Source organism: Roseateles agri, from assembly GCF_034043675.1.
Lineage (GTDB): Bacteria > Pseudomonadota > Gammaproteobacteria > Burkholderiales > Burkholderiaceae_C > KK5.
Window position 1 is genome coordinate 44,046 of sequence record NZ_JAXCLA010000013.1, and the last position, 24,326, is coordinate 68,371.

At 61.0% G+C, this 24,326-nt stretch carries 18 protein-coding genes and 2 pseudogenes; 8 read left to right on the forward strand and 12 right to left on the reverse strand.

The features are described 5' to 3' along the window. Positions 1-46 precede the first annotated feature (46 nt). The 5 genes and pseudogenes from SNE35_RS31255 to SNE35_RS31275 all read right to left on the reverse strand — a co-directional run bounded on the left by SNE35_RS31255 (position 47) and on the right by SNE35_RS31275 (position 8,588). Positions 47-661: a response regulator transcription factor gene (locus tag SNE35_RS31255; protein WP_320426986.1), complete on the reverse strand. Its 615-nt coding sequence runs from the start codon at positions 659-661 to the stop codon at positions 47-49. After that, positions 658-3,783: a sensor histidine kinase gene (locus SNE35_RS31260; protein ID WP_320426987.1), complete on the reverse strand. Its 3,126-nt coding sequence runs from the start codon at positions 3,781-3,783 to the stop codon at positions 658-660. The genes SNE35_RS31255 and SNE35_RS31260 overlap by 4 nt, the downstream gene beginning before the upstream one ends. Before the next feature lie 391 nt (positions 3,784-4,174). Then, positions 4,175-5,051: pseudogene (locus SNE35_RS31265) on the reverse strand (methyl-accepting chemotaxis protein); the annotation flags it as partial. A gap of 202 nt (positions 5,052-5,253) precedes the next feature. Beyond that, positions 5,254-7,440 (reverse strand): TonB-dependent receptor, encoded by a 2,187-nt coding sequence (locus SNE35_RS31270; protein WP_320426988.1) that lies wholly within the window; start codon positions 7,438-7,440, stop codon positions 5,254-5,256. 92 nt (positions 7,441-7,532) lie between these two features. Beyond that, complete coding sequence (locus tag SNE35_RS31275; protein WP_320426989.1) at positions 7,533-8,588, reverse strand: helix-turn-helix domain-containing protein; 1,056 nt, start codon at positions 8,586-8,588, stop codon at positions 7,533-7,535. A gap of 128 nt (positions 8,589-8,716) precedes the next feature. Here SNE35_RS31275 and SNE35_RS31280 point away from each other — a divergent pair, with 128 nt between their 5' ends. Further along, positions 8,717-9,709 carry a helix-turn-helix transcriptional regulator gene (locus SNE35_RS31280; RefSeq protein ID WP_320426990.1) on the forward strand — a complete coding sequence of 331 codons (993 nt, stop codon included), beginning with the start codon at positions 8,717-8,719 and terminating at the stop codon, positions 9,707-9,709. Positions 9,710-9,858: 149 nt separating this feature from the next. On the opposite strand, the gene SNE35_RS31285 is transcribed toward SNE35_RS31280, so the two are convergent. Then, positions 9,859-10,731 (reverse strand): AraC family transcriptional regulator, encoded by an 873-nt coding sequence (locus SNE35_RS31285; protein WP_320426991.1) that lies wholly within the window; start codon positions 10,729-10,731, stop codon positions 9,859-9,861. Between the two features lie 236 nt (positions 10,732-10,967). Between SNE35_RS31285 and SNE35_RS31290 the strand changes: the two genes are divergently transcribed. Beyond that, positions 10,968-11,330, forward strand: coding sequence for a response regulator (locus tag SNE35_RS31290; RefSeq protein ID WP_320426992.1), 363 nt, complete (start codon positions 10,968-10,970; stop codon positions 11,328-11,330). A 26-nt stretch (positions 11,331-11,356) separates the two neighbouring features. Here SNE35_RS31290 and SNE35_RS31295 read toward each other — a convergent pair whose 3' ends face one another. After that, entirely contained in the window at positions 11,357-12,100 is a 744-nt protein-coding gene (locus SNE35_RS31295) for a response regulator (protein ID WP_320426993.1), read from the reverse strand. A gap of 12 nt (positions 12,101-12,112) precedes the next feature. Beyond that, positions 12,113-15,154 carry a PAS domain-containing protein gene (locus tag SNE35_RS31300; RefSeq protein ID WP_320426994.1) on the reverse strand — a complete coding sequence of 1,014 codons (3,042 nt, stop codon included), beginning with the start codon at positions 15,152-15,154 and terminating at the stop codon, positions 12,113-12,115. 392 nt (positions 15,155-15,546) lie between these two features. Here SNE35_RS31300 and SNE35_RS31305 point away from each other — a divergent pair, with 392 nt between their 5' ends. Beyond that, entirely contained in the window at positions 15,547-15,837 is a 291-nt protein-coding gene (locus SNE35_RS31305; protein WP_320426995.1) for a cupin domain-containing protein, read from the forward strand. Between the two features lie 232 nt (positions 15,838-16,069). Here the strand turns inward: SNE35_RS31305 and SNE35_RS31310 are convergent, their stop codons facing one another. Continuing rightward, a complete protein-coding gene (locus SNE35_RS31310; protein ID WP_320426996.1) occupies positions 16,070-17,053 on the reverse strand; it encodes an AraC family transcriptional regulator in 984 nt (327 codons plus the stop codon). A 211-nt stretch (positions 17,054-17,264) separates the two neighbouring features. Between SNE35_RS31310 and SNE35_RS31315 the strand changes: the two genes are divergently transcribed. Beyond that, positions 17,265-18,278 carry an AraC-like ligand-binding domain-containing protein gene (locus tag SNE35_RS31315; RefSeq protein ID WP_320426997.1) on the forward strand — a complete coding sequence of 338 codons (1,014 nt, stop codon included), beginning with the start codon at positions 17,265-17,267 and terminating at the stop codon, positions 18,276-18,278. On the opposite strand, the gene SNE35_RS31320 is transcribed toward SNE35_RS31315, so the two are convergent. Next, positions 18,196-19,170 carry a helix-turn-helix transcriptional regulator gene (locus SNE35_RS31320; RefSeq protein ID WP_320426998.1) on the reverse strand — a complete coding sequence of 325 codons (975 nt, stop codon included), beginning with the start codon at positions 19,168-19,170 and terminating at the stop codon, positions 18,196-18,198. The genes SNE35_RS31315 and SNE35_RS31320 overlap by 83 nt on opposite strands. A 336-nt stretch (positions 19,171-19,506) precedes the next feature. Between SNE35_RS31320 and SNE35_RS31325 the strand changes: the two genes are divergently transcribed. Together SNE35_RS31325 and SNE35_RS31330 are read left to right on the forward strand one after the other, a co-directional pair. After that, positions 19,507-20,073 (forward strand): sterol desaturase family protein, encoded by a 567-nt coding sequence (locus SNE35_RS31325; RefSeq protein ID WP_320426999.1) that lies wholly within the window; start codon positions 19,507-19,509, stop codon positions 20,071-20,073. 17 nt (positions 20,074-20,090) lie between these two features. Beyond that, positions 20,091-20,210, forward strand: a pseudogene (locus SNE35_RS31330) (AAA family ATPase); the annotation flags it as partial. A 408-nt stretch (positions 20,211-20,618) separates the two neighbouring features. Here SNE35_RS31330 and SNE35_RS31335 read toward each other — a convergent pair. Beyond that, positions 20,619-21,497, reverse strand: a complete 879-nt coding sequence (locus SNE35_RS31335) for an energy transducer TonB family protein (protein WP_320427001.1) — start codon at positions 21,495-21,497, stop codon at positions 20,619-20,621. A 60-nt stretch (positions 21,498-21,557) separates the two neighbouring features. Here SNE35_RS31335 and SNE35_RS31340 point away from each other — a divergent pair, with 60 nt between their 5' ends. Together SNE35_RS31340 and wrbA are read left to right on the forward strand one after the other, a co-directional pair. Next, positions 21,558-23,012 carry a catalase gene (locus SNE35_RS31340; RefSeq protein WP_320427002.1) on the forward strand — a complete coding sequence of 485 codons (1,455 nt, stop codon included), beginning with the start codon at positions 21,558-21,560 and terminating at the stop codon, positions 23,010-23,012. Positions 23,013-23,173: 161 nt separating this feature from the next. Beyond that, positions 23,174-23,776 (forward strand): NAD(P)H:quinone oxidoreductase, encoded by a 603-nt coding sequence (wrbA, locus tag SNE35_RS31345; protein ID WP_320427003.1) that lies wholly within the window; start codon positions 23,174-23,176, stop codon positions 23,774-23,776. 36 nt (positions 23,777-23,812) lie between these two features. Here the strand turns inward: wrbA and SNE35_RS31350 are convergent, their stop codons facing one another. Continuing rightward, on the reverse strand, positions 23,813-24,298 hold the full coding sequence (locus SNE35_RS31350) for a hypothetical protein (RefSeq protein ID WP_320427004.1): 486 nt from the start codon (positions 24,296-24,298) through the stop codon (positions 23,813-23,815). Positions 24,299-24,326: the final 28 nt, after the last annotated feature.

Here is a 24,326-nt window from a genome sequence, read left to right on the forward strand (position 1 = left end):
CGGATTCTGCCCTCCCTCGGGCCAGCCACTCTTCGTCCTCGATGCATCACACATCGATGACGCCGCGCTTCAGTGCGATCGTGACGGCATGGGTACGGTCATTTGCCGCGAGCTTGCCTAGGATGTTCTTCATGTGAACCTTCACCGTCTCTTCGGAGATGCCCAGCTTCATGGCGACACTCCGGTTCGAGTTTCCAGCGGCCACTTCTCGCAGCACGCCCAATTCCCGTTCGGTGAGCACTTCGTCTCCTATGTGCTCAGCGAGCTCGTCTGCCACCTCTCGCGGAATACGACGGTGGCCAGCGTGCACCGAACGAATTGCGGTCAGCAGGTCGGTCCGGATCAGACTCTTCAACAGATAGCCGCAGGCGCCGGCTTTCAGGGCACGCATGGCTGCCACGTCTCCGTTGTACGTCGTCAGAATCACAATACGCGCTTGCGGCCATTCGGCGCGAATCGCGACAGTCGCTGCCACGCCATCCATCTGCGGCATCGCCAAATCCATGAGCGTCACGTCGGGACGATGTTCGCGGAATCGATCGATCGCCTCCACGCCATTGCCGGCTTCGGCAATGACCCTCATATCACTCTCGCCGTCGACCACTGCAGCGATGCCCTCGCGAAGCAAGGGGTGGTCGTCGACGATCATCACCTTGATCACGACCATCTCCCCGATGGATTGATCGCGAGAGCAAGTTCAACCCTAGTGCCCCCGCTCTCGCGCGGCTCGATTGTCAGGGCGGCACCGATACGCTCGCTGCGCTCACGCATGCCCTGCAAACCCCAATGGCCAGGACGTGAACCTGATTTGGCCATCTCGGCGTCAATGCCGACGCCGTCGTCTTCAACCGATATGAGCAGCTTCTGAGAGGCGTTGCTGATGCTGAGCCCGATGGTTGTCGCCCTTCCGTGCCTGCAGGCATTGGTCAACGACTCGCCAACGATTCGCTGGATCTCATCGGCCTCTTCCAGCGACAGCCGCGGATCTTCGCCTGAGGACTCGAAGCGAAAGATCAGCTGCGCTTCTGCCGCAAGCTCGTCGCCGATTGTCCGCAGTACTTGCGCCAGGCTGTCGCGATGACTGGCGGCACGGCGAAGGCCGCGCACCCGATCTCGCCCTTCGGTGAGCACTTCGTCTGCGCGTTCAAGGGCGGTCTCAATTTGCTCACGGTTGACGTCGTCGGCAGGCATTCGATTGGTGATCGCCTGAAAGCGCAGAATCAAGCCCTGCGTACTCTGCAGCAAGGTGTCGTGAAGTTCACGCGCAATCCGGTCGCGTTCGGCGAGCTGGGTGTCCAACTTCTGGCGCAGATGCTGCGCTATCCGACGCAGTCGCCACTTTATCGTCAACGTGATAAAGCCAACGGCTGCGACGACGCATAAGGCCAAGAACCATACGGTCTCGGAAAAGGTGGGTTCGATGCGAAAGCTGAGCGAACCTTCTTCCGGGCTCCAGATCCTGCCATCGATGGAAGCAAGGACATGGAAGCGGTAGTTGCCCGCGCGAAGATTGGTGTAGAAAGCTTCTCGCCGCATGCCTGCATCTCGCCAGTCGGCGTCGACCCCGTCGAGCTTGAATCGATAACGCACCCGTTCCGGCACTTCCAGCTCAAGACCGACGAAGTCGATCCGCAGATTGTCCGTCCCCTTGGCGAGGACGATGGGCTCGCTGGGCTCGTACCGTTTGCCGTTCGCAAGCAGCGTCTTGACAAGGGGGCGCGGCGGGGCTCGGAGCTTGACTGCGGTCTTCGGATCGATCGAGAAGATGCCCGCCGTGCTGGAGAACCACAAGGTGCCGTCCTTCCCTTCCGCCGCAGTGGGTAGCGGTCGCACACGAGCACTTGAGCCCAGATATCCGTCCAGTCGGTCAAAGACATCGATGACGATGGCGGAGTGCGGCGCGCCATCGGCTTGCGCCAGGTCAGAGGCAGGAATGTGTACGATGCCTGCTGCCGAGTTCAGCCACACGTCCCCGGATGCCGTCTCGACGATGCCGGTCACAAAGTCGAAGGCGCGTTCGCGATCAGCCCGCAAGCGCGTGAACGTCCGCCCGTTCCATCGGCGCAATCCCAATTCGCCGCCGGCCCAGACGTTTTGGCCATGCGCGGTGAGCGCAGTGACAACGCCGAAGTCTGCGCCTTCAGCTTCCCCGAACATATGGACGTCCGAACCCCTTACCCGGGCGATTCTCCCGTCCGCGTATCCCAGCCACAGGTTCTCGTTTGCATCCCAAGCCAGAGTGACTGCGGGTTCTGATGGCAATCCAGGCAGACCGCCGTTTGCCTGCCAGACGCCTGCCTGGTACTGGAAAACACCTTTTCTCACGATCGATACCCAAACGTGTGCGAGGTCCTTTCCCGCAATCGCCTGAATTTCCGAGTGATCAATCCCAGGGGGGGGCGGAACCGCACGCCAAGCGCCTGCATGGAGGTGCCAGAGATTGCCCTCTCCACCTGCCATGGTGGTGCCATCAGCCAGCCGGGCGATGGCAAAGACATCTTCCAAGCCCGGAACTGCGCTGGCTTTGCCGTGGTTCACCAACTGCAGTGGGCCCGCAGCGGGCATTAGCAGCAATGCGCCGTCGTCGAGCGCAGCAACGGCCATGTTCGCGGCCAATTCTGATGCGAGGAACGAGATGTCGAGAGGCGTCGCCGCGCGCATCGAGAACCGTTCAAGGCTGGTGGAGGTCATGAACCACATCTGACCGTCGTGCGTTGTCAGAAAGCGAGTGACACCGGCGAAGCTTGTTCCCACCATGCCGTCTGAAAGCCCGACTCTGTCTCGTTGAGCGGCTATATCGAGGGTGTCGTTCGCCGGCGATGGACTTGCCCGAACGACAGAGTTGCCATCGACCATCCACAGCGCACCTTCAGCATCGATATTCGCGACATTGCTGTGACCTGCGAACGGGTCGAGTCGCTTGGAAGAACGCGCCACGCGGCGCGCGGACAGCCCATCGACGATCCAGGTCGATCCATCCCAGGCCGGGATGACGGTTTTGATGACATCCAGTTTTTTGGGTTCGACCTGATATGTCGAAAAGGTGGTTGCGCCCGCTTCTCGCCGAAACACCCCCCCCGATCCCGAGGCCCAAAGCGAGTCGTCCGCATCAAAGTAAATGGTCTGAATGGACAAAACAGAGGGGGGAACGTCAATACGACGCCATCGACCCGTCGTGTCCAGGTGCGCAATGGCGGACCTAGTTGCGACCCATGGAACGCCCGAGGCGTCCTCCGTCATGAACCTGATCGTTCCAGGTGGAAGGCCATCTTGGGCGTCGTATATGCGCAGCTTTCCATCCCGGAGAAAGCCCACGCCGCCGAACGTGAAGCCGATCCACAGGCCGCCTTTGCGCGCGGCGTACAGGGTGTAGATGCTTGAGGATCCGAGCTTTGGATCACGCGGGAGGATTTCGCGTTCAAAACGCAAACCGTCGAACTGATAGAGCCCGCCAAAGGTACCGATCCAGAGATGTCCGTCGCGAGTCTGCTCGATGGCGGAAAGGGCCTCGGTGGGCAATCCGTCCTTGGCGAGCCATACCGTGTGACTGAGCTGCTTCAGAGGTGTATTGGCGTCCAGCGCCATGGAGGGCATCGCCACGAGGAGCAACAGCCATGCGACAGAGGCAGCGAGATGCCCCGAGCGCAACAAGCGTCTTGTAATCTCCTGCAGCGACGTCACGCACGCTGCTCCCGCGCGATCACGTGGCGGCAGGTTCTCGGTTTCGACATCAGTCTCGACAATCTGAAGCGGCGGCTCCGCGCTGTTCGAGATGCTCTCCACTTGGCAGATTCAAGAGGCATGATTCTTCCGCCATTCAGCGATTCGACCCAGTTCCCCGACCCCGCGGCTCAGAAGGATTTTTTCAGCCAGGCACGGAACATTGATGACAAAACTTTAGCGCCCGAACCCGAACGCTTTTGCTCTGCAAGTGCCATCGCCAACGCGAATTCCGCCTGTCAGTGACGAAGCGATGAACTAGTTCAACCGAGGGCGCCGGCCACCCACGCTGCAAGGTCAGGATGTGCATCGCACGCAACGCCGACGGAACTCTACGGGCGCAAGTCCGGCATCATCCTCGTCGGCCGCGACCCGCCGACGCGGGCTCCTCCGCGATGTCTTTCGGGAACTGGACGCCTGAGGAGCTTGCAGAGCGAGGCGGCCCGAGTTTGACTCAAGCCTTCCCGGCCAAGGTGAAGACGGAAACGATCTCCGCCAACTTGGCGGCTTGCACCTTGAGGCTTTCAGCGACGGCTGCACTCTCTTCCACGAGGGCCGCATTTAGCTGCATGACCTGGTCCAGTTGGCTCACTGCGTCGGCAACCTGGGAGATACCTTTGCTTTGCTCGCTGCTGGAGCTGCCAGTCTCGCCGATGAGGTCGTTGGCGCGCGAGAGACCTGGGACACGATATTGGTCATGGATTGGCCCGCGGTTCCGACGAGGCGGGAGCCTGCGTCGACCTTTTCCGAGCTGGCGGTGATGAGCTGCTTGATCTCGCGCGCGGCCTGGCTGGAACGTTGAGCCAGTGAACGTACTTCGGGGGCGACGACGGCGAAGCCTCGGCCCTGTTCGCCGGCCCGAGCAGCCTCGACGGCGGCGTTCAGGGCCAGGATGTTGGTCTGGAATGCGATGCCGTCGATCACGCCGGCGATATCGGCGACCTTTTTGGACGCCGCGGAAATCTGCTCCATGGTGATCACGACTTGGTCGACCACGCGCGCACCTTCCGCGGCGGCCTGAGAGGCGTTGCTGGTGATCTGCGTCGCAGCGCTCGCGGTTTCGGCGTTGTGCTTCACCGTTGCCGTCAATTCCTCCATCGAAGCGGCCGTCTGCTGCAGATTGCTGGCCTGCTCTTCGGTGCGCTGACTGAGGTCCGCCTTGCCCACGGCGATCTGTGAAGAGCCGGTCGCAATCGAATCGGACGAATGGCGCACCTGCCCGCGATGGTCGCCAGCTTGTCGTTCATCAGCTTGAGCGTTCTTGGGAGCTGACCGGCCTCGTCGGCGTCTGACGAGTCGATGGCGGTCGTCAGATTGCCCGATGCCACGGTCCTGTCTGGGTCTGATTCGGAGCAACCGCATGTTCCATGATGACTTGTCCTCGATCGTTCGCCTCGCCTATTCAGATTAGGCGCTGCGAGGCAGGGCAGCCATGGTACTTGGTAGCAAGGTGGTCTACCTCCGAAGAGCAGGGTGGGTGAGGATTGGCAGGACTAAATCGCGATGGACCTGTCGGCCTGCCGACCGATGCGCCTAAAAGCGATAACTCGCGCCGAGACCCCATTCGCGAGGTGCACCCATGAGCTTCACGACCTCACCGAGCGACCCTCCCGCGCCGTCGTCGATGCCTCCGGTGGCGTAGTGAGTGCCGGTGAGGTTGGTGCCGAAGGCGAATAAGGAGAATCGCTTGTCGGCCGGGTGCCAGGTCAGTCGGGCATTGAGCAGGCCATACGGCGCTTGCGCAACCAGTGGTGAATTGCTGTAGTCATATTCGATCCGACTCTTGTGCACATAGTCGATTCGTGCTGTCAGGTAGCCCATGGCACCAGCCTCGGTCGAATATTCCGCTGAGCTGGTGAAGGTGTATCTGGGCGCGTTGACGAAATCGCTAGCGGTCGTCACGGGCGCGCCTGGCAGGACTTGCAGGTATTTGCCGTCGGTGATGCCCAGGCCCGCCATCAATCGGAGTCTGGTGAATGGCAAGAGCTCCACCGAGAACTCGCCCCCTTGGACACGCGCCTTCGGAATGTTTCCTACAAAGCTGAACGCGACAGGCTTGCCGGTGTTGGGATCGGTGACAGAGCGATTCAACTGCAACTGGAAATCCAGATAGCTGTTGTAGAACACCGTCGCATTGACCCGCAACCGCTTGTCGGCCCAATCGGACCGGATGCCAGCCTCATAGGACCAAACCCGCTCGGGCTCGAAGCGTGTGAATTCATTGGCCGAGGCCGCGCGACCATTGAATCCGCCGGTCTTGGACCCTTCGGCCACGGAAGCGAATGTCATCAGCCCAAGGCTCCATTGGTAAGAAGCACTCAGTCTGGGAAGAAGCGAGGACCATTGGGCCGAGCGCTCAACGAAAGGCGTTTGCACCACGGGCGTTGGAAAGCCTACTTGAAGCAGCCCGGCCTGAGTGTTGTCCACTCCTGCACGCAGGCCGGCCGTCAGGGTCAGGGCCGAGGAAGCACGAAAATTGGCTTGACCGTAGATGGCGTAGTTCTGATTAACGACATGAAGCTGTGGGTTGAAATTTGCAGCGCCGTTGAACAACTCCGCGGCGACTATTGCCGGCTGATCGTCCTGGGCGGACTCCTTGAAATAGTAGAGCCCCGCCACCCAATCGAGCTTGCCGGCCATTGAAGACCCTGTGGCCTGCAACTCCTGCGAGATCTGATGCTGCTGGACGGTATTGAAGACGTCGAGCACGCTCAAAGGGGAACCATCGGGATCAAACTGGCTATCCACCGATAAATGACGGTAGGCCGAGATGGACTTGAGCGTGCCCCAGGGCCTGTTCCATTGAACGGTGAGCGAACTGCCCCAGACGCTCCCAGCATTTCGGTTGGGGCCCGCCCCGTCATAGGTGTAGTCGCTCGCCGTCACCCAACGATCGTCGTAGCGATAGGGTGTCTGTGCCGCGTAGAGCATGGGAATGGGCGAGCTCGTGCGAACCTGAATCAATTTGTAGGCGGCGGAATGCTCGTTGAACGAGGTCCGATCGACCCTTACCAGCGCCTCCACGTCGTCATCGGGAGTCAGCAAGAGCTGCAAGCGGATGGCGCCACGATTGCGGTCCGCCTGATCTTCACCATCGGCACGCTTGCTGTAGCCGTCGGCGTGATAGGTCGCAGCACTCAGCCCGAGTGCGGCGGTATTTGTCTGCAGCGGCACGTTCAGGTAGACGCTGGCGTCCCGGCGGCGAAAGTCGCCAGCCTGCAACTCTGCCGTTCCACTGGGGCCGGCTGCCGACGCGTCGGGTCGTTTGGTCACGATATTGACCACGCCGCCATTCGTGTTCTTGCCGAACAGTGTCCCTTGCGGTCCGAACAGCACCTCAACGCGTTCCAGGTCAGGAAGGTCGGCGTCGTTGGCCTGTGCCCGCCCGAGGTACACGCCGTCGACATAGATGCCGACCCCTGGGCTGAATGCGACATTGGTGTCCTGTTGGCCGATGCCTCTGATGTAGACCTGGCCTGCGCTGCTGCCGGACTGGATCTTCTGTCCGTACAAGAAATTGGGCGTGAGCTGGCCCAGATCGGAGAGCCGCTGCACGGAGCGGGCACGGAGTTCGTCCTGGCTGTAGGCAATGATGGAGATCGGGATGTCCTGGAGGTCCTCGGAGCGCTTGCGTGCTGTCACCGTGACGGTCTGGAGCGTGACGATATCCGAGTCGGCTTCTGCATGAGCAGCGGGTGTGGCCGTCGATGCCAGGGTCAACGCAAGCCGGAATACATATACCCCGATTCGCGGATGCCAGGTGCGGATAGAGCCGGGGCGAGGGGAGCGCAGAGCCCTCACCGCAAGACCCCTCACCACAGCGCGCGTCGAAGCTCGAGCGGACCGTGTCCGGTACGTTTCTTCAAGGCTCTTGAGAAGTGCGCCTGGCTTGAGAATCCGGATTGGACTGCGATTTCCGGGAGCGTCATCTGCTTGCACAGGCGCGAGGTGAGCAGAGAGACCGCGACGGCAACCCTTGCCGAGATGAGCTCCGCAGCAAAGCAGGAGGAGGCGGTGGACAGCGCGTGATGCAGCACTCGTGGCGGCACGTCAAGTGCTCGCGCAATGTCTTCGGCGGTCAGGCCGGGGTCGCCACAACGTTCGCGTATGCATTCACGGATTCTTTCGGTCAGGTCCGGCATGAGCTGGCCGTGTGCGTCGCCGGCAAAGAGCCCCAGGATTGCGCCCAATTGGTCGACCAAGACCTGCTGCGGCAGCGGCGGAGCCAGGGCGAATTCGGGCGTCATCTGGCGAATGATCGGTGATAGAACCCGACCCCACTTCGAATCATGGGCCAGCGTTTGCCCGGCCAGCAGTTCGGGGTGCGGCAGCCACGTGCGCATCCAGTCCTCCGGGCATTTGAGGATGATTCCGGTGAAGCCATCCGGGCAGATCGTTTCATGCTCGCCCTCGGCAAGCATCAGGACGTCACCATTCTTCAAGCGACCATGGATACCGCGATGTTCAAACCCCCACGCGGGCGCCGTGCTGACGAAGAGGTGGTAGCTGCGTTCCTCGCTCCGGCCGAGATCCGTGTGCGTGCGGCGGGAGCGATGCGGGCTGATGCATTCGCTCAAGGTCGTGAGGCTGCCGAGCTTTGCCGACCTCAGCTCGACATTGAAGTCCGCAGGAATATCGCTCCACTCGGTGACCTGCCAGAGTGAATCGCTGAGAACACTCATCCAGTAGTCGAAGCGATGCGCTTGCGGAATGGCTCGCGTCGAGAATTTCTGCAAGGTCTCGCCTGTTGCCATCGACAGTCTCCCTGGATTGGAATGAGGCGCGATCGCGCGGAACAACGCTTTTGCGACGTCAAGCGCCAAAAGTCTAGCTGGCAGCCCGCCTTGTTTCTGTTCTGTGCGTGCCATTCGTGGCGGGATTTCCGTTTGATAGTGCCGTACTCGGGAAAGCGCCTTGTGCGCGGCATGGCCCGTCCGCATACTCCGAGCCAGAGGAGCGGACAAAATAACTTTGCGTTTCTTATCGGGGAACACACGTGGCATCCGTCGGCACTGAGCTCATCCAACGCTGGTCAACTGAAGACGTGGCACCGTCGAGGCGCCTCGACTACTTTGCAGCCGCGGTCAGCGAAGCGGTGACCCCGCTGACCATTGACAGTGTTGATGCCGAGACCTTTCATGGCAAGGTGAGCTTTGCCCAGCTGGGTGCAATCGGCGTGTCGCAGTCGGTTGGCGCACCTCATCGCAGTTCTCGCGGCAAGAAGGAATTGGCGCGCAATTCGGTGCACGTCTTCAATCTGATGACGACGCTGAAGGCGCCCTGGAATGCGGAGCATCGCGGCTCCCTGCGCATGATGCCGCGTGACGTCCTGATCCTCGATTCGAGCTTCCCGCTCAAGGCCGAAGTCAGGCAGGACTTCTCGCTGGTCAACCTGGTCGTCACGGAAGCTTGGCTGCGGCGTTGGGTGCCGGATCCCAGCCTCCTTGTTGCCCGGCGGATTCCTGGGAATTCCATGTGGGGACTGGCGCTATCGTCCTACCTCGGAGAAATGTCCCCGGAGCTTGCCGCGGCGCCGCCGCTACCCTTGTCCGTCATGGCTGACCAGGTTGGCTCGCTGCTGGCGCTGACGGTCAGTGCGATGCAGTCTGCCACGCCAACGGTCTCTCCCGGCACGAAGACGCTGCATGCGCGCATCAGGGAGTGCATTGCCGAACGATGCACGGAGCCAGAGCTGACGGCTTCCGACGTCGCCACCTCGCTCGGTGTCTCTGTCCGAACAATGCACCGGACGCTGGCAGCGGTCAGCGAGACCTTCGGCAGGCTTCTGATCGATGCGCGATCACGGACCGCCGTGCGGATGTTGACGTCCCCGCTTTTCAAGCGCGTCACGACGGGCGAGATCGGTCGCCGAGCGGGTTTCGTCAGCGGATCGCATTTTGTGCGCGTCATCCGTCTGCAACACGGAATGACACCGCGTCAGTTGCGGGCGCGCGGCGAGGGCGGGTCCGTGGACGGTGAGCCGTATTAAAAATCTCACACAACATGCCGCGTGCAATCTTTCCAGATTTTCCGTTCGTCGGCTTTCAACCTAACCGGGGGACGCACGCACTTCGGCCACATTGCAGTTGACATATTCCGGCCGGCCGTCTTGAAGAAACGTGCCCGGAATGACTCGGATCAGCGACGTTGATGCCGGAATCTGCTTGGTGACTCTCCCAGTTGTGCGCTGAATACACGGGTGAAATGGCTCTGGTCAGAGAATCCCACCTCCAGAGCGATCTCATACATGGGCATTTCCGTACATTCGATCAATCGGGCGGCTTCCTTGATCCTTCTGCAAATCAGATATCGATGAGGTGGCATGCCCATGCTTTGCTTGAAGGCGCGAGAAAAGTGACAGAGTGACAAGCCCGTCAGGCTTGCCAAAACATTGACTTCGATAGGGTCGCTGAGATTCTTGTCGATATATTCCCGCACCCGACGAAGCGCGGACGGTGCAATTCCACCCCGTGGGCGAGACAGTATCTTCAAGTCGCCAACTGAGTGCGTCCCCGTCCCCGTCCCCGTCCCCGTCTCTGGTGAAGGGGAATTTCGCATCTGTTGCAAAGCCAGTCCGAGCAAGCTGAGTACGGCGTCCAGGAGTTCTTCCCGATCTCTGCCCACTGCGCCGGCGTTCATGTTCGCGACCTCGAGCCCGAAGTCATGGGGCTTGTCGGATTCCGCGGATTCACGGCCTTCATCATTCTTCGGGCAGTTCCCTTCACTTGCCACATCGAATTTGGACGATGTCGAAGCCGTTGGGCCCGTCGGCTCATTTCGATCCATATAGGACTTCGCAAGGTTCGCGATGTCGGCAATAAGCATGTCGGCGTCGCGAAAGCGGGTAGCCATCGATATTGCACCCTCACCGATTCCCGAAGGTGTCGGGTGACTGCGGTTGCGTCGGATTGAACAACGCACCTGGTCGGTTTGTCTGGAATCGATGGAGCCGGACGAAAAGTTGAAAGCTGATGATTTCAAGCCCGGCGAGCTGTCGATGACCGTATTCATATGTGCTCTCGATTCTTGTATTGAAGACACGCCTCAAGCTTGCCGAAATTCCTCGGTAGGAGGATGACCAAAACCCACTCTGAAATCATCAGTTGACACAAATTCACCGTTGAGAACTTTGATCTCCGTCCGAAACCTTGCCAATGTGTCGATTGACACGTGGGACAGTCCCGCGCACACGCGCGGCAAACACAATCTCGGGTTCAATACATGGAGATGTCATAGCCATTATCCAAATGAAAACAGGGCGACGAATCGCAGTATTTGAAGACGATGATGCGGTGGCAGAGTTGGTTCGCCGCTGGCTGGGCGATGCGGGTCACCTGGTGGAAATCGACGTATCCATGGAACAGATCCGCGACTTTGACCTCGTCATTGCCGATGTATCCATTCCGCGCGCTGCCCAGTCTCTGCTGGATAGTTTGGCCACGCCCCAAGCGAAGATTGCAATTTTGCTGATCTCAGCAAGATTTCGCAAAGGCCAGGAGGGATCCATCGAGCTTGCCAATGAGCTGGGTGTGCAAGGCGTGTTGCCAAAGCCCTTTACCAAGCGTCAACTGCTTGCAGCCGTATCTCAAGCGCTTTCGCGGCGGGGCTAAGGCGATGAGCTCGTGCCTATGGCTGCTCAGCCACGAATCGCGTCCACGTCCGCGGAGAAGCTATAGCCTTGCCCGCGCTCGGTGACGATCAGCGTGGGCGACTTCGGATTGGCCTCTATTTTCCGACGCAGCCGTCCGACTTGGACGTCAATGGCCCGGTCGAAGACCTCTGCGTTGTGAAGACGTGAGGCTGCGAGAAGTTGCTCGCGTCCTAGCACCCTCTGAGGGGCTGAAAGAAAGGCCAGCAAAAGACTGAATTCGCTATTGCTCAAGGCCACAACGCTCTTCGAAGGCGAGGTGAGTCGTCGCAACCCGATATTGAGCTCCCATCCGACGAACCGATAGCATCGGACGTTCGCGGACGATCCCGCTGACGTGGTGTGCATGCGCGTTCGGCGCAACAGGGCTCGAACGCGGGCCAGCAGTTCCCGCGGCGAGAAGGGCTTGGTCACATAGTCATCGGCTCCCATCTCAAGTCCCATCACGCGGTCTGCTTCTTCCAGTCGACCGGTCAGGATGATGATGGGGACGACGGAGCGTTCGCGCAGGCGTCGTGCGATCTGGATGCCGTCTTCTCGAGCGAGCCTGAGATCCAACACCACGATGTCGGCTGCGTCGCGAGCCATCACTTCGGTCATCTCAAGTTCGTTGCTTGAGGTCGTGACTCGCAGGTCATGATCGGTCAGGTAGCTGCTGATCAGTGAAAGCACGTCAGGATCGTCGTCAACGGCAAGCACGTGGGGTGGGGTGAAGGTCGATGGAGACTGCATGGGGTTCTCCCTTCAATCCGCCGAGGCTCTCAGTTGCGCGGAACTTTTGAGTGCCTCGGAGAGCGCTTGGGCCAGGGCTCTTCTCGATACTGGCTTGTTCAGGATGACGTTCGCGCCCGCCGCCCGAGCCTCGGCGAGCCCGGCCGTGGAAAGGAATCCGCTTGCCAGAACGATGGGGGTATCCGACCTTCTCTCACGCAAGGCCCTGATGAGACGCACACCCGACATATGGGGCATGCGTGAGTCGGTGATGACGGCGGCGAAAGCACCCGGATCGCGGTCAAAGGCCTCGAGGGCCCTGGCTGAGGAAGTGAAGCCGGCAGCTTGATATCCAAGCTCGGTCAGCATGTCGCTGGCGAGACGAACCAAGGCCTCCTCGTCGTCGACAAGAAGAATCCGCTCCTCTCGTCCCCTCGCAATGGGAGGCTGGGCTTCCTCTTCGCGCTCCCGGGCCGCGGACCCGCCCTGGGGCAGGTAGACCGAAAAGCAGCTGCCGGCGCCGACCTCGGTGGTGAGCTCTATCGCACCGCCAAGGTCGGCGACGATGCCGTGGACCAATGAAAGTCCCAGGCCCGTCCCTGTGCCGACGTCCTTGGTGGTGAAGAAGGGATCGAAAATCTTCTCGCGGATCGCGGGATCAATGCCGGAACCACTGTCACGCACTGAAAGCACCACATACTCGCCCTCCGGCAGGGGGCCCGTTGTTGTCATCTGGTTTTTGGAAATGGAAACATCATGCAGCTCTGTCTTGAGAGTGCCCGCGGAGGTCATGGCCTGAACGCCATTTGTCGCGAGGTTCATCACCAGCTGATGGATCTGCGTGGGGTCGCCGACAATCGTCGTGCCACACGAGTTCAGCTTGGCAACCAGTCTGACATAGGGCGGGCAGGTGGCCTCTACCATTGCCAATGACTCCGCAACTACGCCTTGCACGTCCACGACGACCCGCGCGCCCACGCTGCTCCGGCTGAATGCAAGGATGCGTTCAACCAGGGCCCGCCCTCTCTCTCCGGCGGAGAGGATCCGCTCAAGATCCCGCCTCATCCGGCTCCCGCGGCGGGTGTGTCTCATCGAGGCCTCTCCGAAACCCAGTATGACTGCGAGGATGTTGTTGAAGTCGTGCGCGACCCCGCCCGCGAGCGTGCCCACTGCTTCAAGCCGTTGCATCTGCTGCATGGCAGCTTCGGTGCGACGCCTTGCATCAACGTCGGTCACCGAGCCAGCGAATCGTATGGCGCGATTGGTAAGATCGCGTTTGCACACGCCCCGGACGCGAACCCAGCGGTAGGTGCCGTCGGGGTGCAGTACGCGCCATTCCTTGTCGTAGGTGGGAATCTTGCCGTCGAGTAGATCCCTGAACATCTTCCGCTGTGGTGCTACGTCATCGGGGTGGAGGGAGACCTCGGAAATCCAGTCCTGCCGCTGCCGAATTTCCCCGCAAGGCGTGAGACCAAACAGCTCCTGGCATCGGTGCGAAATGAACATCGCATTGGAGATCAGGTCCCAGTCATAGATCCCGTCGCTGGAGCCTTCCGTGGCCAGGGAGAAGCGTTGCTCTGACTCGCGCAGTGCGTCCTCGGCCGCCCTGCGTTCTGTGATGTCACTCACCGAGCCGGTGTAGCGAATCGGCCTTCCTTGGCTGTCGCGACTCAGCAGGCCGTTCGTGTGAATGCTTCTGACTTCGCCCTGCCTGATCAATCTCAGACCGATCTCGATTCGCGTCTCCTGGCTGTCAAAGAACCTCTTGATTTCGGAAAGCCAGTGCGCCTTGTCGTCCGGGTGGAATGGAAAGCGATCAAGAAAGTCTTGCCTGCCCTTAAAGCGGGTCTCGGGAGGGAAGCCGTAGATCTCCAGCAATCGCGGCGAGGCATAGAAGGTGTCGGTCGCGGCGATCCAATCCCAGTGGCCATCGCGAGCAGCTTCCATCGCCAGTGTGTATCTCTGTTCTGACTGCCGCAAAGCCCATATCGCTTCGCGCTGCTCGGTGATGTCGGTTGCAATGCCGCCGATGCGGCGAGGGTTCTCGTTCTTGCCACTGAGGAACACGCCCCGTTCATGCATCCATCGGACGGCGCCACTCGGCTGGAGCACTCTGAACTCCATCTCCCAGGCGTCGGATTCATCCGAACTCGTCCATTTGATGAAGGCCTGCAAGACTCGCTGCCGGTCCTCGGGGTGTATGCCTTCGATCCGTAAGTGGACGTTCTCGTGGAGTGCAGCGACGCTGATTCCCCAGACCTTTTCGAAACTCGGATTCACGTACAGCAATCGCTCCGGATTTGCCTCGGAGATCCAGATGACATCCGATGTGGAGTTTGCCATCGCCCGAAATCTCTCCTCGCTCTCAGCGAGCGTTTGAGCGGTGCACTGGATTGTTTCCTCCGCCGTCTTGCGCTCATTTTTTTCTCGAACGAGGTCGAGATAGAGCCGCGAATTTTCCAGTGCAATGGACGCCTGGGAGGCGATGAACTTGAGAACCGCCGCGCTCTGGCCTGTGAACACGCCAGCGATACTTTCAGTCTCAAGATAGATGATCCCAGCCAGGCGTGCCTGCCTGATCAGGGGCACACAGAGAGTCGAACCCGTTCGGCCTTCGGTGCCTTCTGCAGCCAATTCAGCGTGCTGGCTTCGTTCAAGGAGTTCAATCACAGGCGCTGGCAGTGCCGCATCCAGACATGTCCTTTCTGCTCTCGACAAGATGGCTCTCTTCGCTGAAAGCTCGGCACTGGCGACGAGCTGCAAGCCTTTATCGCCGTTCAGGAAAAGTGAGGCTCGCTCGGCACCCGTCTGTTCAAGCGAGAGGGTCAGCAGGACTTCGATCAATCGCTCGAGATTGATCTCGCGGGAGATCGCTTCGGATACCTGGACGATCGTGGCCAGGTCCAGCATTTCCCCGGAATGCGACCCGGAATGCGATCCACATTCCGACGCTTCCCTTTTATTCGCCCTCACGGGGCTCTTGAGCGCTTCTGGGATTTTCAATGCGGTAGCGGTGATTTGGAGGGATGGGCAGTGCATGGCCGAACAGGCGATTTGCATTTCGCGCAGCTTCAAGCGCGGGAGGATGCAACTGGACCTGCCTCGAATTCTGGATCGGCGGCAGGGGAGGAGGAGAACGTGCCCGGCTCGAACGGGATTCCGTAGTCCGATGGAGCGGGCATCCGGAAAAGCGCCGCCGAGGCTTCCGAACCCATGGACAGAGATTCATTGCAAACGGAACTGCTCACGCTCGAGCACTCGAACAAGTCTGCTCTGGCTTGAGGCACGTGGTACTCCGGATCTGGTCGGGTTTGATGCTTCAGTGTCCCTATTGCTGCCTGTTTCATTCTGCGACGCTGTGCCAGGACATGCACAAATGCTGGCCTGAGAGTGCCAAGTTAGGATTTTCTTGAGCACCAGGGGGGGGGGCGGGGGCGCTCCGCGCTCGACCTCAAGTGCTGCCTGAGTTGGCGTTCCCTTTGCGTCTTCACCGTGCGAAGCGCTGGCGTCATCCTCTTCCGATCATTGGCACCGTTGCGCGCGGTCTCGCCGGCTGCGCCCTCATCGCGATAATGAGTGGCGCCTGGGCTTATGGCGATGATGCGAGCGAAACCATCAGGCCGCTCCTGCAAGAGAACCTGCAGTACCTCCCTGGCAACACGTTCACGTCGGCGATTGTCGACTTCGGCCCTGGCGTGCGCGCCGCGCCGCACACGCACGGGAAGGCATTCGTCTATGCCTATGTCCTAGCTCGATGACGAACCGGCCAAGGTCTATCACGTGGGGGATGCCTGGTTCGAGAAGCCAGGCGCTCACCATCGACTGACGGAGAACATCAGTGCGAGCGAGCCCGCCTCTCTGCTCGTGATCTTCGTCTCGCCGACGGGCTCGCCGCTGAAAATTCCTGACGCGCCACAAGCCAGATGCCGGCGCCGAGCCGGGTCGAGGTGTTCTCCGCCAGATCGACGCTGGCGGTGGATACAGAGTTCCTCAGTCCGTCTTGTGCCCGCTGGATACCCGTAGCTGCTTCGGTGTCCGGCCAGATCGGGAACGAATGATCCTCGAGAAATGGGACGGGTTCTGGAAGCCGGCGCGGTAGCCGATCTCCTCGATCGTCAAGAGCTTGAAGAGCGTGGATTGAAGCATGCGCATGCCGTGCCCGGCGCGTGCATCCAGGAGCAGGCCGCCGAAGGTCTGTTGCTCGCTGGCCAGTGCCCGGTGAAGCGTTCGCAGCGATATGCCCAGGCCGAGCGCGACATCGGCAGCAGTCAGTCCCTGCTCGCGGCATCTCTGGTGGATTTGACTGACGATCCGCTCCCTGATGGATATCGCCGCCTTGCTGCGCTGCGGCCAGGCTCCCGGGATGCCCGATGCCGTCAATGCCAGGAGTGACCCGATTTGGTCCGCCATCAGAGCCAGAGGCAGAGGAGGGTTCGCAGCGAGTTCCGGTGTCATAGAACTCAGATAAGAGGAGAGGGCGAGACCCCATAGAGAGCCTCCCGGTATGTGTCGCGTGGCAAGAACATTGGGATCGGGTAGCCAGCGCCGAAGCCAGGCCTCGCGCACCGAGATATTGACTGCTCGAAATTCTTTGCTGACAGTTGCGCGGATGGGGTATCGAGAATCCATCACGAGGATGTCACGCGGCGCCAGGACCATCTGCCCCCGATGTTCGGCAGTCCAAGCCGTATGCAGGGACATCATCAGGTTGAAACAAGGTTCGCCGTTTCTTGCGATCTCAGCGCGCCCTCGAAATACAGAATGCGCATTGCCGCTGACGCTTGTTACGCCGACATCGGCCAGGCGAGCCATTTTGAGTTCGGCGTAGAACTCCCTCGGATTGGCTCGATCTATGGCCAACGGCAGGATGGCCTCGCTGACAGCGGCCGCGAAGTAGTCGAGCCGCTTAGGCTCGGGCACATCGGCGGTCGACCAAGATCTGATCTCGCTACAGTCGCTGACAGAAGCAGACACGTGGCCCTCCAACCGACTCCGCGGAGTTGTGCCGCGACGGAACAGTATCAAGTCATTTGGCCCGAATTCAAAGCTCAAAAAGTGCTGGCACGCAGAGGCCAAAACGCGCGGGTCGGCGTCGCGCAGGGAACGGTTGTCCAGCGCGTGGAAGCCTAGACTAGTTGCGCCAGCCCTTCGGTCGGATTGCGATACGAACAAACGGATGACTTGAATGCAAGATCAGCAACTCCTGGCTGTCCGTCGCTGGTCGACAGCCGATGTGGACGCCGTCGATTCACTTGACTACTATGCCTCGGCCGTCGGCGATGCCCTGGTGCCGATGAGCGTGGGTTGCGGCTCAAGATCCAACTTTCATGCCTCGATGGAGATGGCTTCGCTGGGGCCGCTCGAGCTGTTTCGCCTGTTCGGAAGCGCCCATCGCGTCAGTCGAGGTGAAACCGAGCTTGCCCGTAGCGAGAGGCGGCTGTTCCATCTCGTGGTCAACCGTCTGGCGCCTTGGCGCGTGGTTCAGCAGGGGCGCATTCAATTGCGACCCGGCGATGCAATCCTGATGGATTCGAACCTGCCGCACGAACTCGCTGTCGGGACCTACGAGTTGATCAACATCACGATGTCTGCAAGTTTCGTCGAGCAATGGGTGCCCGACCCAAGGCTATTTACGTCTCGGCGCCTGGCTCACGACGGCCGGTGGAGTTCCACGCTCGCTGCATTCGCATCACAGCTGACACCGCAGTTCGCAACAAGCCATTGCCCTTTGCCGACTGAAGTCATGACGCAACAGCTTGGAGTCCTGCTGATGTTGGCCGCAGGCGCGCTGGGGTCGCAAAGCTCGACAGCGACCGCTTCAGAGGCCGTCCTGAATGTTCCGATCGTCAAACAAATGAGAGAAAGACTTGGCGAAGCGGACCTGACCGCATCCCGGATCGCCGAGTCCTTGAATCTCCCGGAGCGCACGGTCCATCTTGCCCTGGCCGCACACGGCCGGACTTTCGCCGCTTTGCTGACCCGGCTGCGACTCGACCGGGTCAAGCTACTGGGTCAGTCTTGCAAAGGCTGGCGGCTGGGTGCGGACGATCTTGCGCAACGCGCCGGATTCAGGGACGGCAGGCGTATGGCCAGCGCATTTCGAAACCATTCGGGCTTCAGTGATTCCGAGTACCAGGCACGCAATCTCTCTGGATTTGCAATGGAGAACGGCCGGTCCGACGGCGTATCACCCGGGTGAAGTGAGAGGCGTCCGCGAAGCCGCAACGGCGGCCGATCTCCGCGATGTTCTCGGTCGAAAAAATGGGAGATTCGAGCATGCGCAAGGCCTGTGTCGATCGTGCATCGATCAATAGCGAGCCAAAGCTCTGGCCGCAAGCGGCGAGGCTGCGGTGCAGCGTACGCACCGAAATGTCCAACGAGCGAGCCACTTCTGCCGCGGTAAGGAAGAGTTCCGGGCTGCGCTCTGTCGTGCGCTCGCGAATGCGCGCGGCGAGCGTGCTGAGGGGCGCCGCTACCGTCTGATCGGAGATGGGGTTCGAGGCCAGCGAAAGCAATACGCCCAGGTGATCGTTGACCAGGCGCAAGGGCAGCGGGGACTTGGCCGCGAAGTCTGGAGACAACTGCGCGACGAAGCTGCTCAGGGCGCCGCCCCATCCACTGTCGTGACGAATGGGCTTTCCCGCCAGATGCTCTGCATTGGGGAGCCACTGCTCGACCCAAGACGCGGAGAGTTTCAGGTGGAGAACTTCGAAGGAACTCGGTAATTCGGTGGCGTGGCCATATCGCGAGTCGATCAGTACAACATCGCGGGGGCGCAAGGCGAATGAGCCGTGCTGCTCCAGGTGCCAGGACGACTTCAAATTGACGATGAGTCGGAAATGCGGCTCGCCGCTGCGGGCCAGTTCCTGTCGGCCGCGCTTGAGTGAATGAGCATCCCCGACGATGCGAATGGAAGAGATCCTATCCAGCGCCGCAGAGCTGATGTGGGCCGAGAACGGCCCGGTGCCAATGGCCGAAATTCGCATCGGATCGATGGACGATTCGAGCGCAGCAGCGTAGTACGCCACCCGCTGTACATCATCCACCTCGTCGGTCGACCAGGTCGCCAGCTCAGGCGTGTCCGTCGTCACGGGTAGTCTCCGCCAACCGTGTTTGCATAGCGATGTCCTCTGAAGATGGCCGATCGAACGAGGTCATACGAAGATGGTAGGCGATGGTTTGGGCTATTTCTCTTGCCGAATCTTGAGGTGAACGATGCGACTCGGTGGCGCTTGCTCATGCATCTCGCCTAGGTCGAGTGTAGGCCGTTCCCGTGGCGTTGGGGACGACGCTCTATGACCAAAGTGCCATGGGTCCACCATGACAAAAGACTAGGAATGACGGGCACCACCGGCAGATTCGCGCGATTGCCTACGGCGCCCAAAATCAACTGAAGCTGATGAGCCCCGCTCGTCGAAGGAGAGAACATGTTCGCGCTGGAACACAGCAAGGCCGCGTATTGGGCCGACTTCGCCATCTATGCGCTGGCCATTGGTGGCACGGCAATAAGCCTGCCCATGCTCGGGCCACGCGCGCAGTGGATGCAAATGGCCGGTTCCGCGGCGCTGGGCCTGGCTGCCTGGCCACTCATCGAATATCTGGTGCATCGCTTCATCCTGCACGGCATGGAACCGTTCAGGACCTGGCACCTGCACCATCATGATCGGCCGACCGCACTGATCAGTTCACCGACGGCGCTGAGTGCCACTTTGATTGCCGTGCTGGTATTCGCACCGGCGGCGGCTACGACGACATTCTGGAGGGCCTCGGCCCTGACGCTCGGCGTTGTGATTGGCTACTTCGGCTATGCGGTTTGCCATCATTCGACCCACCATTGGCGTTCGCGGGGCGAGTGGCTCAAGGAGCGCAAGCGCTGGCACGCCATCCATCATCGTGCCTCGAATGGACTTTGCTATGGCGTCACCTTCACGCTTTGGGATCGCGTGTTCGGGACAGCGCCACCCAAGTCCGGGCGTCAATCCAAGTCAAGCTGACTGGTGTGTCGGCGCCGACCGGCAATGAGAGCCATCGCTTCCTGCACAGCAGCGCCACGGCCAAGAAGCGCATCAAGGCCCGGGAGCAGGCTCGCAAGGCAGGAGATAAGCCCGACTCGGCTACCGCCGCCGAATGAGGGCCAGCGTGCGTAGCAAGACGCTGCGAGCTACGCCCTTCGCACCTTGCCACGCACGCCCAGGACAACGACCAGGAGTTCAATTACCCGAGAAAACCCTAGACTCATCCACAGCCCGTGCTTCCCGCACTGGTTTCCACCCTGGCTCAAAGTTCAATCGGCACGGTGGCTCAGTTCTACCTCGGCGCCCGCACGTTCGGGCTGGCGAGCCCAGTGAGCATCAATACGCTCGCATGAGCGATGAAGGCAATCGCCCGTGCAAGACCGCCACTCGTGCCGGCGAGACGGGCTCCCCGCTTTGATTGTCGGAACAATAACTCACGGGCGCGGGCAATTACCATGGCAAGCGTCCATGAAGAAGGGCTGAAAAGTGCGAGTGCGTCTGTGCGGGGTGCACATCCTGCCGAGTCAGGACGGCCGCACGAGGAACTTGATGGGAATGGTCCGGGCGATCTTGTCGCCCGGCACCTCGCTGGGCGGAGCCGGCAGCGGGAAGGCGCGTGCGAACAATGAATGAACCTCGCGATCCAGGGCCTCGAAGCCCCGACTGCGGGCTATTTCGCAGGCCAATACGCGTCCGAGGCGATCCATGACGACGGTGGCATACACGACGTCCTGCTGTCCGGTCCGCTGCGCCAAGTAGGGGTAGTGCTTGAACCTGCCGAGGTGCCCGATCAGCCGGGCTTCCCACGACGATTCGTCCGTCATGCTTGGCGGATCGGAGGCGCCGTCGGAGCTGGGTCGCGCAGTGTCGGCAACTGCCGCCGCAACGGACTCTGCTGGCGGCGCTCGGTCGATGGATTGTTCAAGGGGGGCGGGCGCATCTGACGCGCTTGAATCGACGTTTGCGACCCTAAGCTCAAACGGCAATGGGCGATGGGTCCCCGACGCGCGGATGTCCCTCGCCTTTTCCCGGCCAGGCAGCGCCGGGCGGGGAGCCGATGGCTCGCCCGTTTCGGTAACGCCCTTCTCAGCAAGCATCTTGAGTTCGACCAGGATTGGTCGGGCAGATGCGGCGATCGACCGACGGCCCAGCATGCCCGGGTAGGCAAGCACCGCGAGAACCGCCAGGTGCAGGAACGCCGAAATGCTCGCTCCAGCGAGCAGGCGACGCAAGGACGGCCGAGCGGAACATGCAGTCATGGTCCAAGTTGCCATGGCGAAGCCGACGCTTCGGAAGCAGGGAGCATAACGCCGAGCCTCATCGGCGTGCGCGACGGCCTGGCCATTTGATCGCTGTAGCTCGAAGAAGGACCGGATCAGTCCATCGACGCGCGGTTCGTCCAAGAGCTGAACTCGGCAGATGCCTAAGCTGGAGCGTAGCGTCCCATCCCATCGGAGCCCGAGATGACGAAGAAGCTCACCACCAACGCGGGCTGTCCCGTCGTTGACAACCAGAACGTGTTGACCGCTGGCCCACGAGGACCACAGCTCCTGCAAGACGTCTGGTTTCTGGAGAAGCTGGCGCATTTCGACCGGGAGGTGATTCCTGAACGGCGCATGCACGCCAAGGGCAGCGGCGCATTTGGCATCTTCACGGTCACCAACGACATCACGGCGTACACCCGCGCGAAGCTTTTCTCCGCCGTCGGAAAGGATACGCCGCTGTTTGCGCGCTTCACGACGGTCGCTGGCGAGCGCGGTGCTGCCGATGCCGAGCGAGACATTCGTGGCTTTGCCGTCAAGTTCTACACCGAAGAGGGCAACTGGGACCTCGTCGGCAACAACACTCCGGTCTTCTTTCTGCGGGATCCGCTGAAGTTTCCGGACCTCAATCACGCGGTCAAGCGGGATCCGCGCAGCAACCTGCGCAGCGCTCGCAACAGTTGGGACTTTTGGACCTCGTTGCCTGAAGCTCTGCACCAGGTGACGATCGTCATGAGTGATCGCGGAATCCCGGCCTCCTACCGGCACATGCACGGATTCGGTAGCCACACATTTAGCCTAATCAATGGACGTGGCGAACGGCACTGGGTCAAGTTCCATTGGATCTGCAATCAAGGTATTCGGAACCTGGACGATGCCCAAGCCGCGGCGCTGATCGGGCAGGATCGTGAGAGCCACCAGCGAGACCTGTTCGAGGCGATCGAGCGGCGCGAGTTTCCGAGCTGGACGCTCAAGGTGCAGTTGATGCCTGAGCGCGAGGCGACCAAGGTCGCATTCAATCCCTTCGACCTGACCAAGGTGTGGCTGCACCGCGACTACCCGCTGATCGAGGTGGGCGTCATGACGCTGAGCTTCAATCCACAGAACTTCTTTGCCGAGGTTGAGCAGGCTGCCTTCAATCCGGCCAATGTCGTCCCCGGCGTCGGCTTCTCGCCGGACAAGATGCTGCAGGGCCGCCTGTTTTCCTATGGCGACGCCCAGCGCTACAGGCTGGGCGTCAACCACCATCTGATCCCCGTCAATGCGGCGCTCTGCCCGGTAAACAGCTACCACCGGGACGGAGCCATGCGGGTGGACAACAACCACGGCGGCACGGTGGGCTACCAGCCCAACATCCAGGGCGAATGGGCGGAGCAGCCGGAGTTCCGCGAGCCCGGGCTGGGCGAGATCGGTGTCGCGGATCACTGGGATCATCGCGAAGACACCGACTACTTCTCGCAGCCCGGTGCCTTGTTCCGTTTGATGACGCTCGATCAGCAACAGAGGCTGTTCGACAACACGGCGCGATCCATTTCCGGTGCGCCGCCGGAGATCCACCGACGTCACATCCGGAATTGCGGCCTTGCCGACCCTGCCTATGGGGCGGGTGTAGCCAAGGCCTTGGAGATCGAGCTGGGCGCGGCCTCCAGCGCGTAACAGGCATTCGCCGCGGAATGACGCGCGCCGTCGATGGGCGTACGGGTCAGGCAGCGGTCCTTCCATGCGTGATCCTCACTCCAGGTTCATGCGCCCGAGTCGATTCGCATCGACAGCCCTACCGGCACTTTCAATCTTCCTTCTCATTCACGAGGTTCTCCATGACGAAAATATTGGTCCTGTATCACAGCTTCTACGGTCATATCGAGCGGATGGCGCAGGCCGAAGCGGAAGGCGCCGCGGAAGACGGCGGCACCGACGTGGTCATCAAGCGGGTGCCGGAGACGATGCCCGACGACGCAGTCCAGAGAGCTGGTGGCAAGCTCGGCCAAGGCGCCGCGGTGGCAACGCCTGCCGAGTTGGGCGACTACGATGCGATCATCTTCGGTACGCCCACACGCTACGGCAATATGAGCGGGCAGATGCGCACCTTCCTGGACCAGACCGGGACCCTGTGGATGAGCGGGGCACTGATCGGCAAGGTCGCCAGTGTCTTCACCAGCAGCGCGACTCAGCACGGCGGGCAGGAGAGCACGATCCTGACCTTCCATCCCACCCTGTTTCACCTGGGAATGGTCGTCGTGGGCCTCCCTTACAGCGAGCAGCGCCAGATGGGCCTGGACGAGATCAAGGGCGGCAGCCCTTATGGTGCCTCCACGATCGCCGGCGGCCAGGGCGAGCGCCAACCCAGTGAGCAGGAGCTTGGCATGGCGCGTGCGCAGGGGAAGTATGTCGCCACGATCGCGGCGCGGCTGGCCAGGTAGTCTGTGCGGGCCAGGGCCTCATCAGCATTCGGCCTTCTAGTGCAACTCGAAGTGCAGGCGACGCAACTGCATGGCAACGCAGACAAGAAACAGCACGAAGAGGGCGCCGACGGTCTTCCGGAGCAGTGGATCCTCGGCGCTGGCAAAAAGCGGGGCCCCGATCGGAATGCACGTGAACGTCTCCGCAAGTCTGGGGACGAGATGCAGGAAGAAGCTCAGCGAATAGCTGACGGCCGCCACATATGGCGCTGCCTTGCCGAACATTCGCTTGTTCCCTGCCAGGCTCGCGATACCGAGCACGCACAAAGTCGCCAAGGCCAGCACGTGCGACTTGCCGAAACTGCCGTGCCGGAAAGCGCCCAGGGCCGTGACGCAGGTGAGCGCTGTTGTTCGGATGAAGGTGCGGCCCGCCGGCGTGCCGGGATCGATCTCCCTGTCCAGCAGCACGCAGACGGTCCCCGCCATCAAGGCGATCATGCTGAAGATGGTGTGTATCACGCCGAGATTCGCCAATCCGAACATGACCATTCCTTGCGAGGCATGGATCGAT

What these genes read in the sequence shown, in the direction of transcription:
- wrbA (WP_320427003.1), top strand. Translation starts at nt 23,174, where the DNA reads ATGACGAAAATATTGGTCCTGTATCACAGCTTCTACGGTCATATCGAG.
- SNE35_RS31350 (WP_320427004.1), bottom strand. Translation starts at nt 24,298, where the DNA reads ATGTTCGGATTGGCGAATCTCGGCGTGATACACACCATCTTCAGCATG.
- SNE35_RS31295 (WP_320426993.1), bottom strand. Translation starts at nt 12,100, where the DNA reads ATGCAGTCTCCATCGACCTTCACCCCACCCCACGTGCTTGCCGTTGAC.
- SNE35_RS31340 (WP_320427002.1), top strand. Translation starts at nt 21,558, where the DNA reads ATGACGAAGAAGCTCACCACCAACGCGGGCTGTCCCGTCGTTGACAAC.
- SNE35_RS31275 (WP_320426989.1), bottom strand. Translation starts at nt 8,588, where the DNA reads ATGGCACGCACAGAACAGAAACAAGGCGGGCTGCCAGCTAGACTTTTG.
- SNE35_RS31285 (WP_320426991.1), bottom strand. Translation starts at nt 10,731, where the DNA reads ATGAATACGGTCATCGACAGCTCGCCGGGCTTGAAATCATCAGCTTTC.
- SNE35_RS31290 (WP_320426992.1), top strand. Translation starts at nt 10,968, where the DNA reads ATGAAAACAGGGCGACGAATCGCAGTATTTGAAGACGATGATGCGGTG.
- SNE35_RS31315 (WP_320426997.1), top strand. Translation starts at nt 17,265, where the DNA reads ATGCAAGATCAGCAACTCCTGGCTGTCCGTCGCTGGTCGACAGCCGAT.
- SNE35_RS31325 (WP_320426999.1), top strand. Translation starts at nt 19,507, where the DNA reads ATGTTCGCGCTGGAACACAGCAAGGCCGCGTATTGGGCCGACTTCGCC.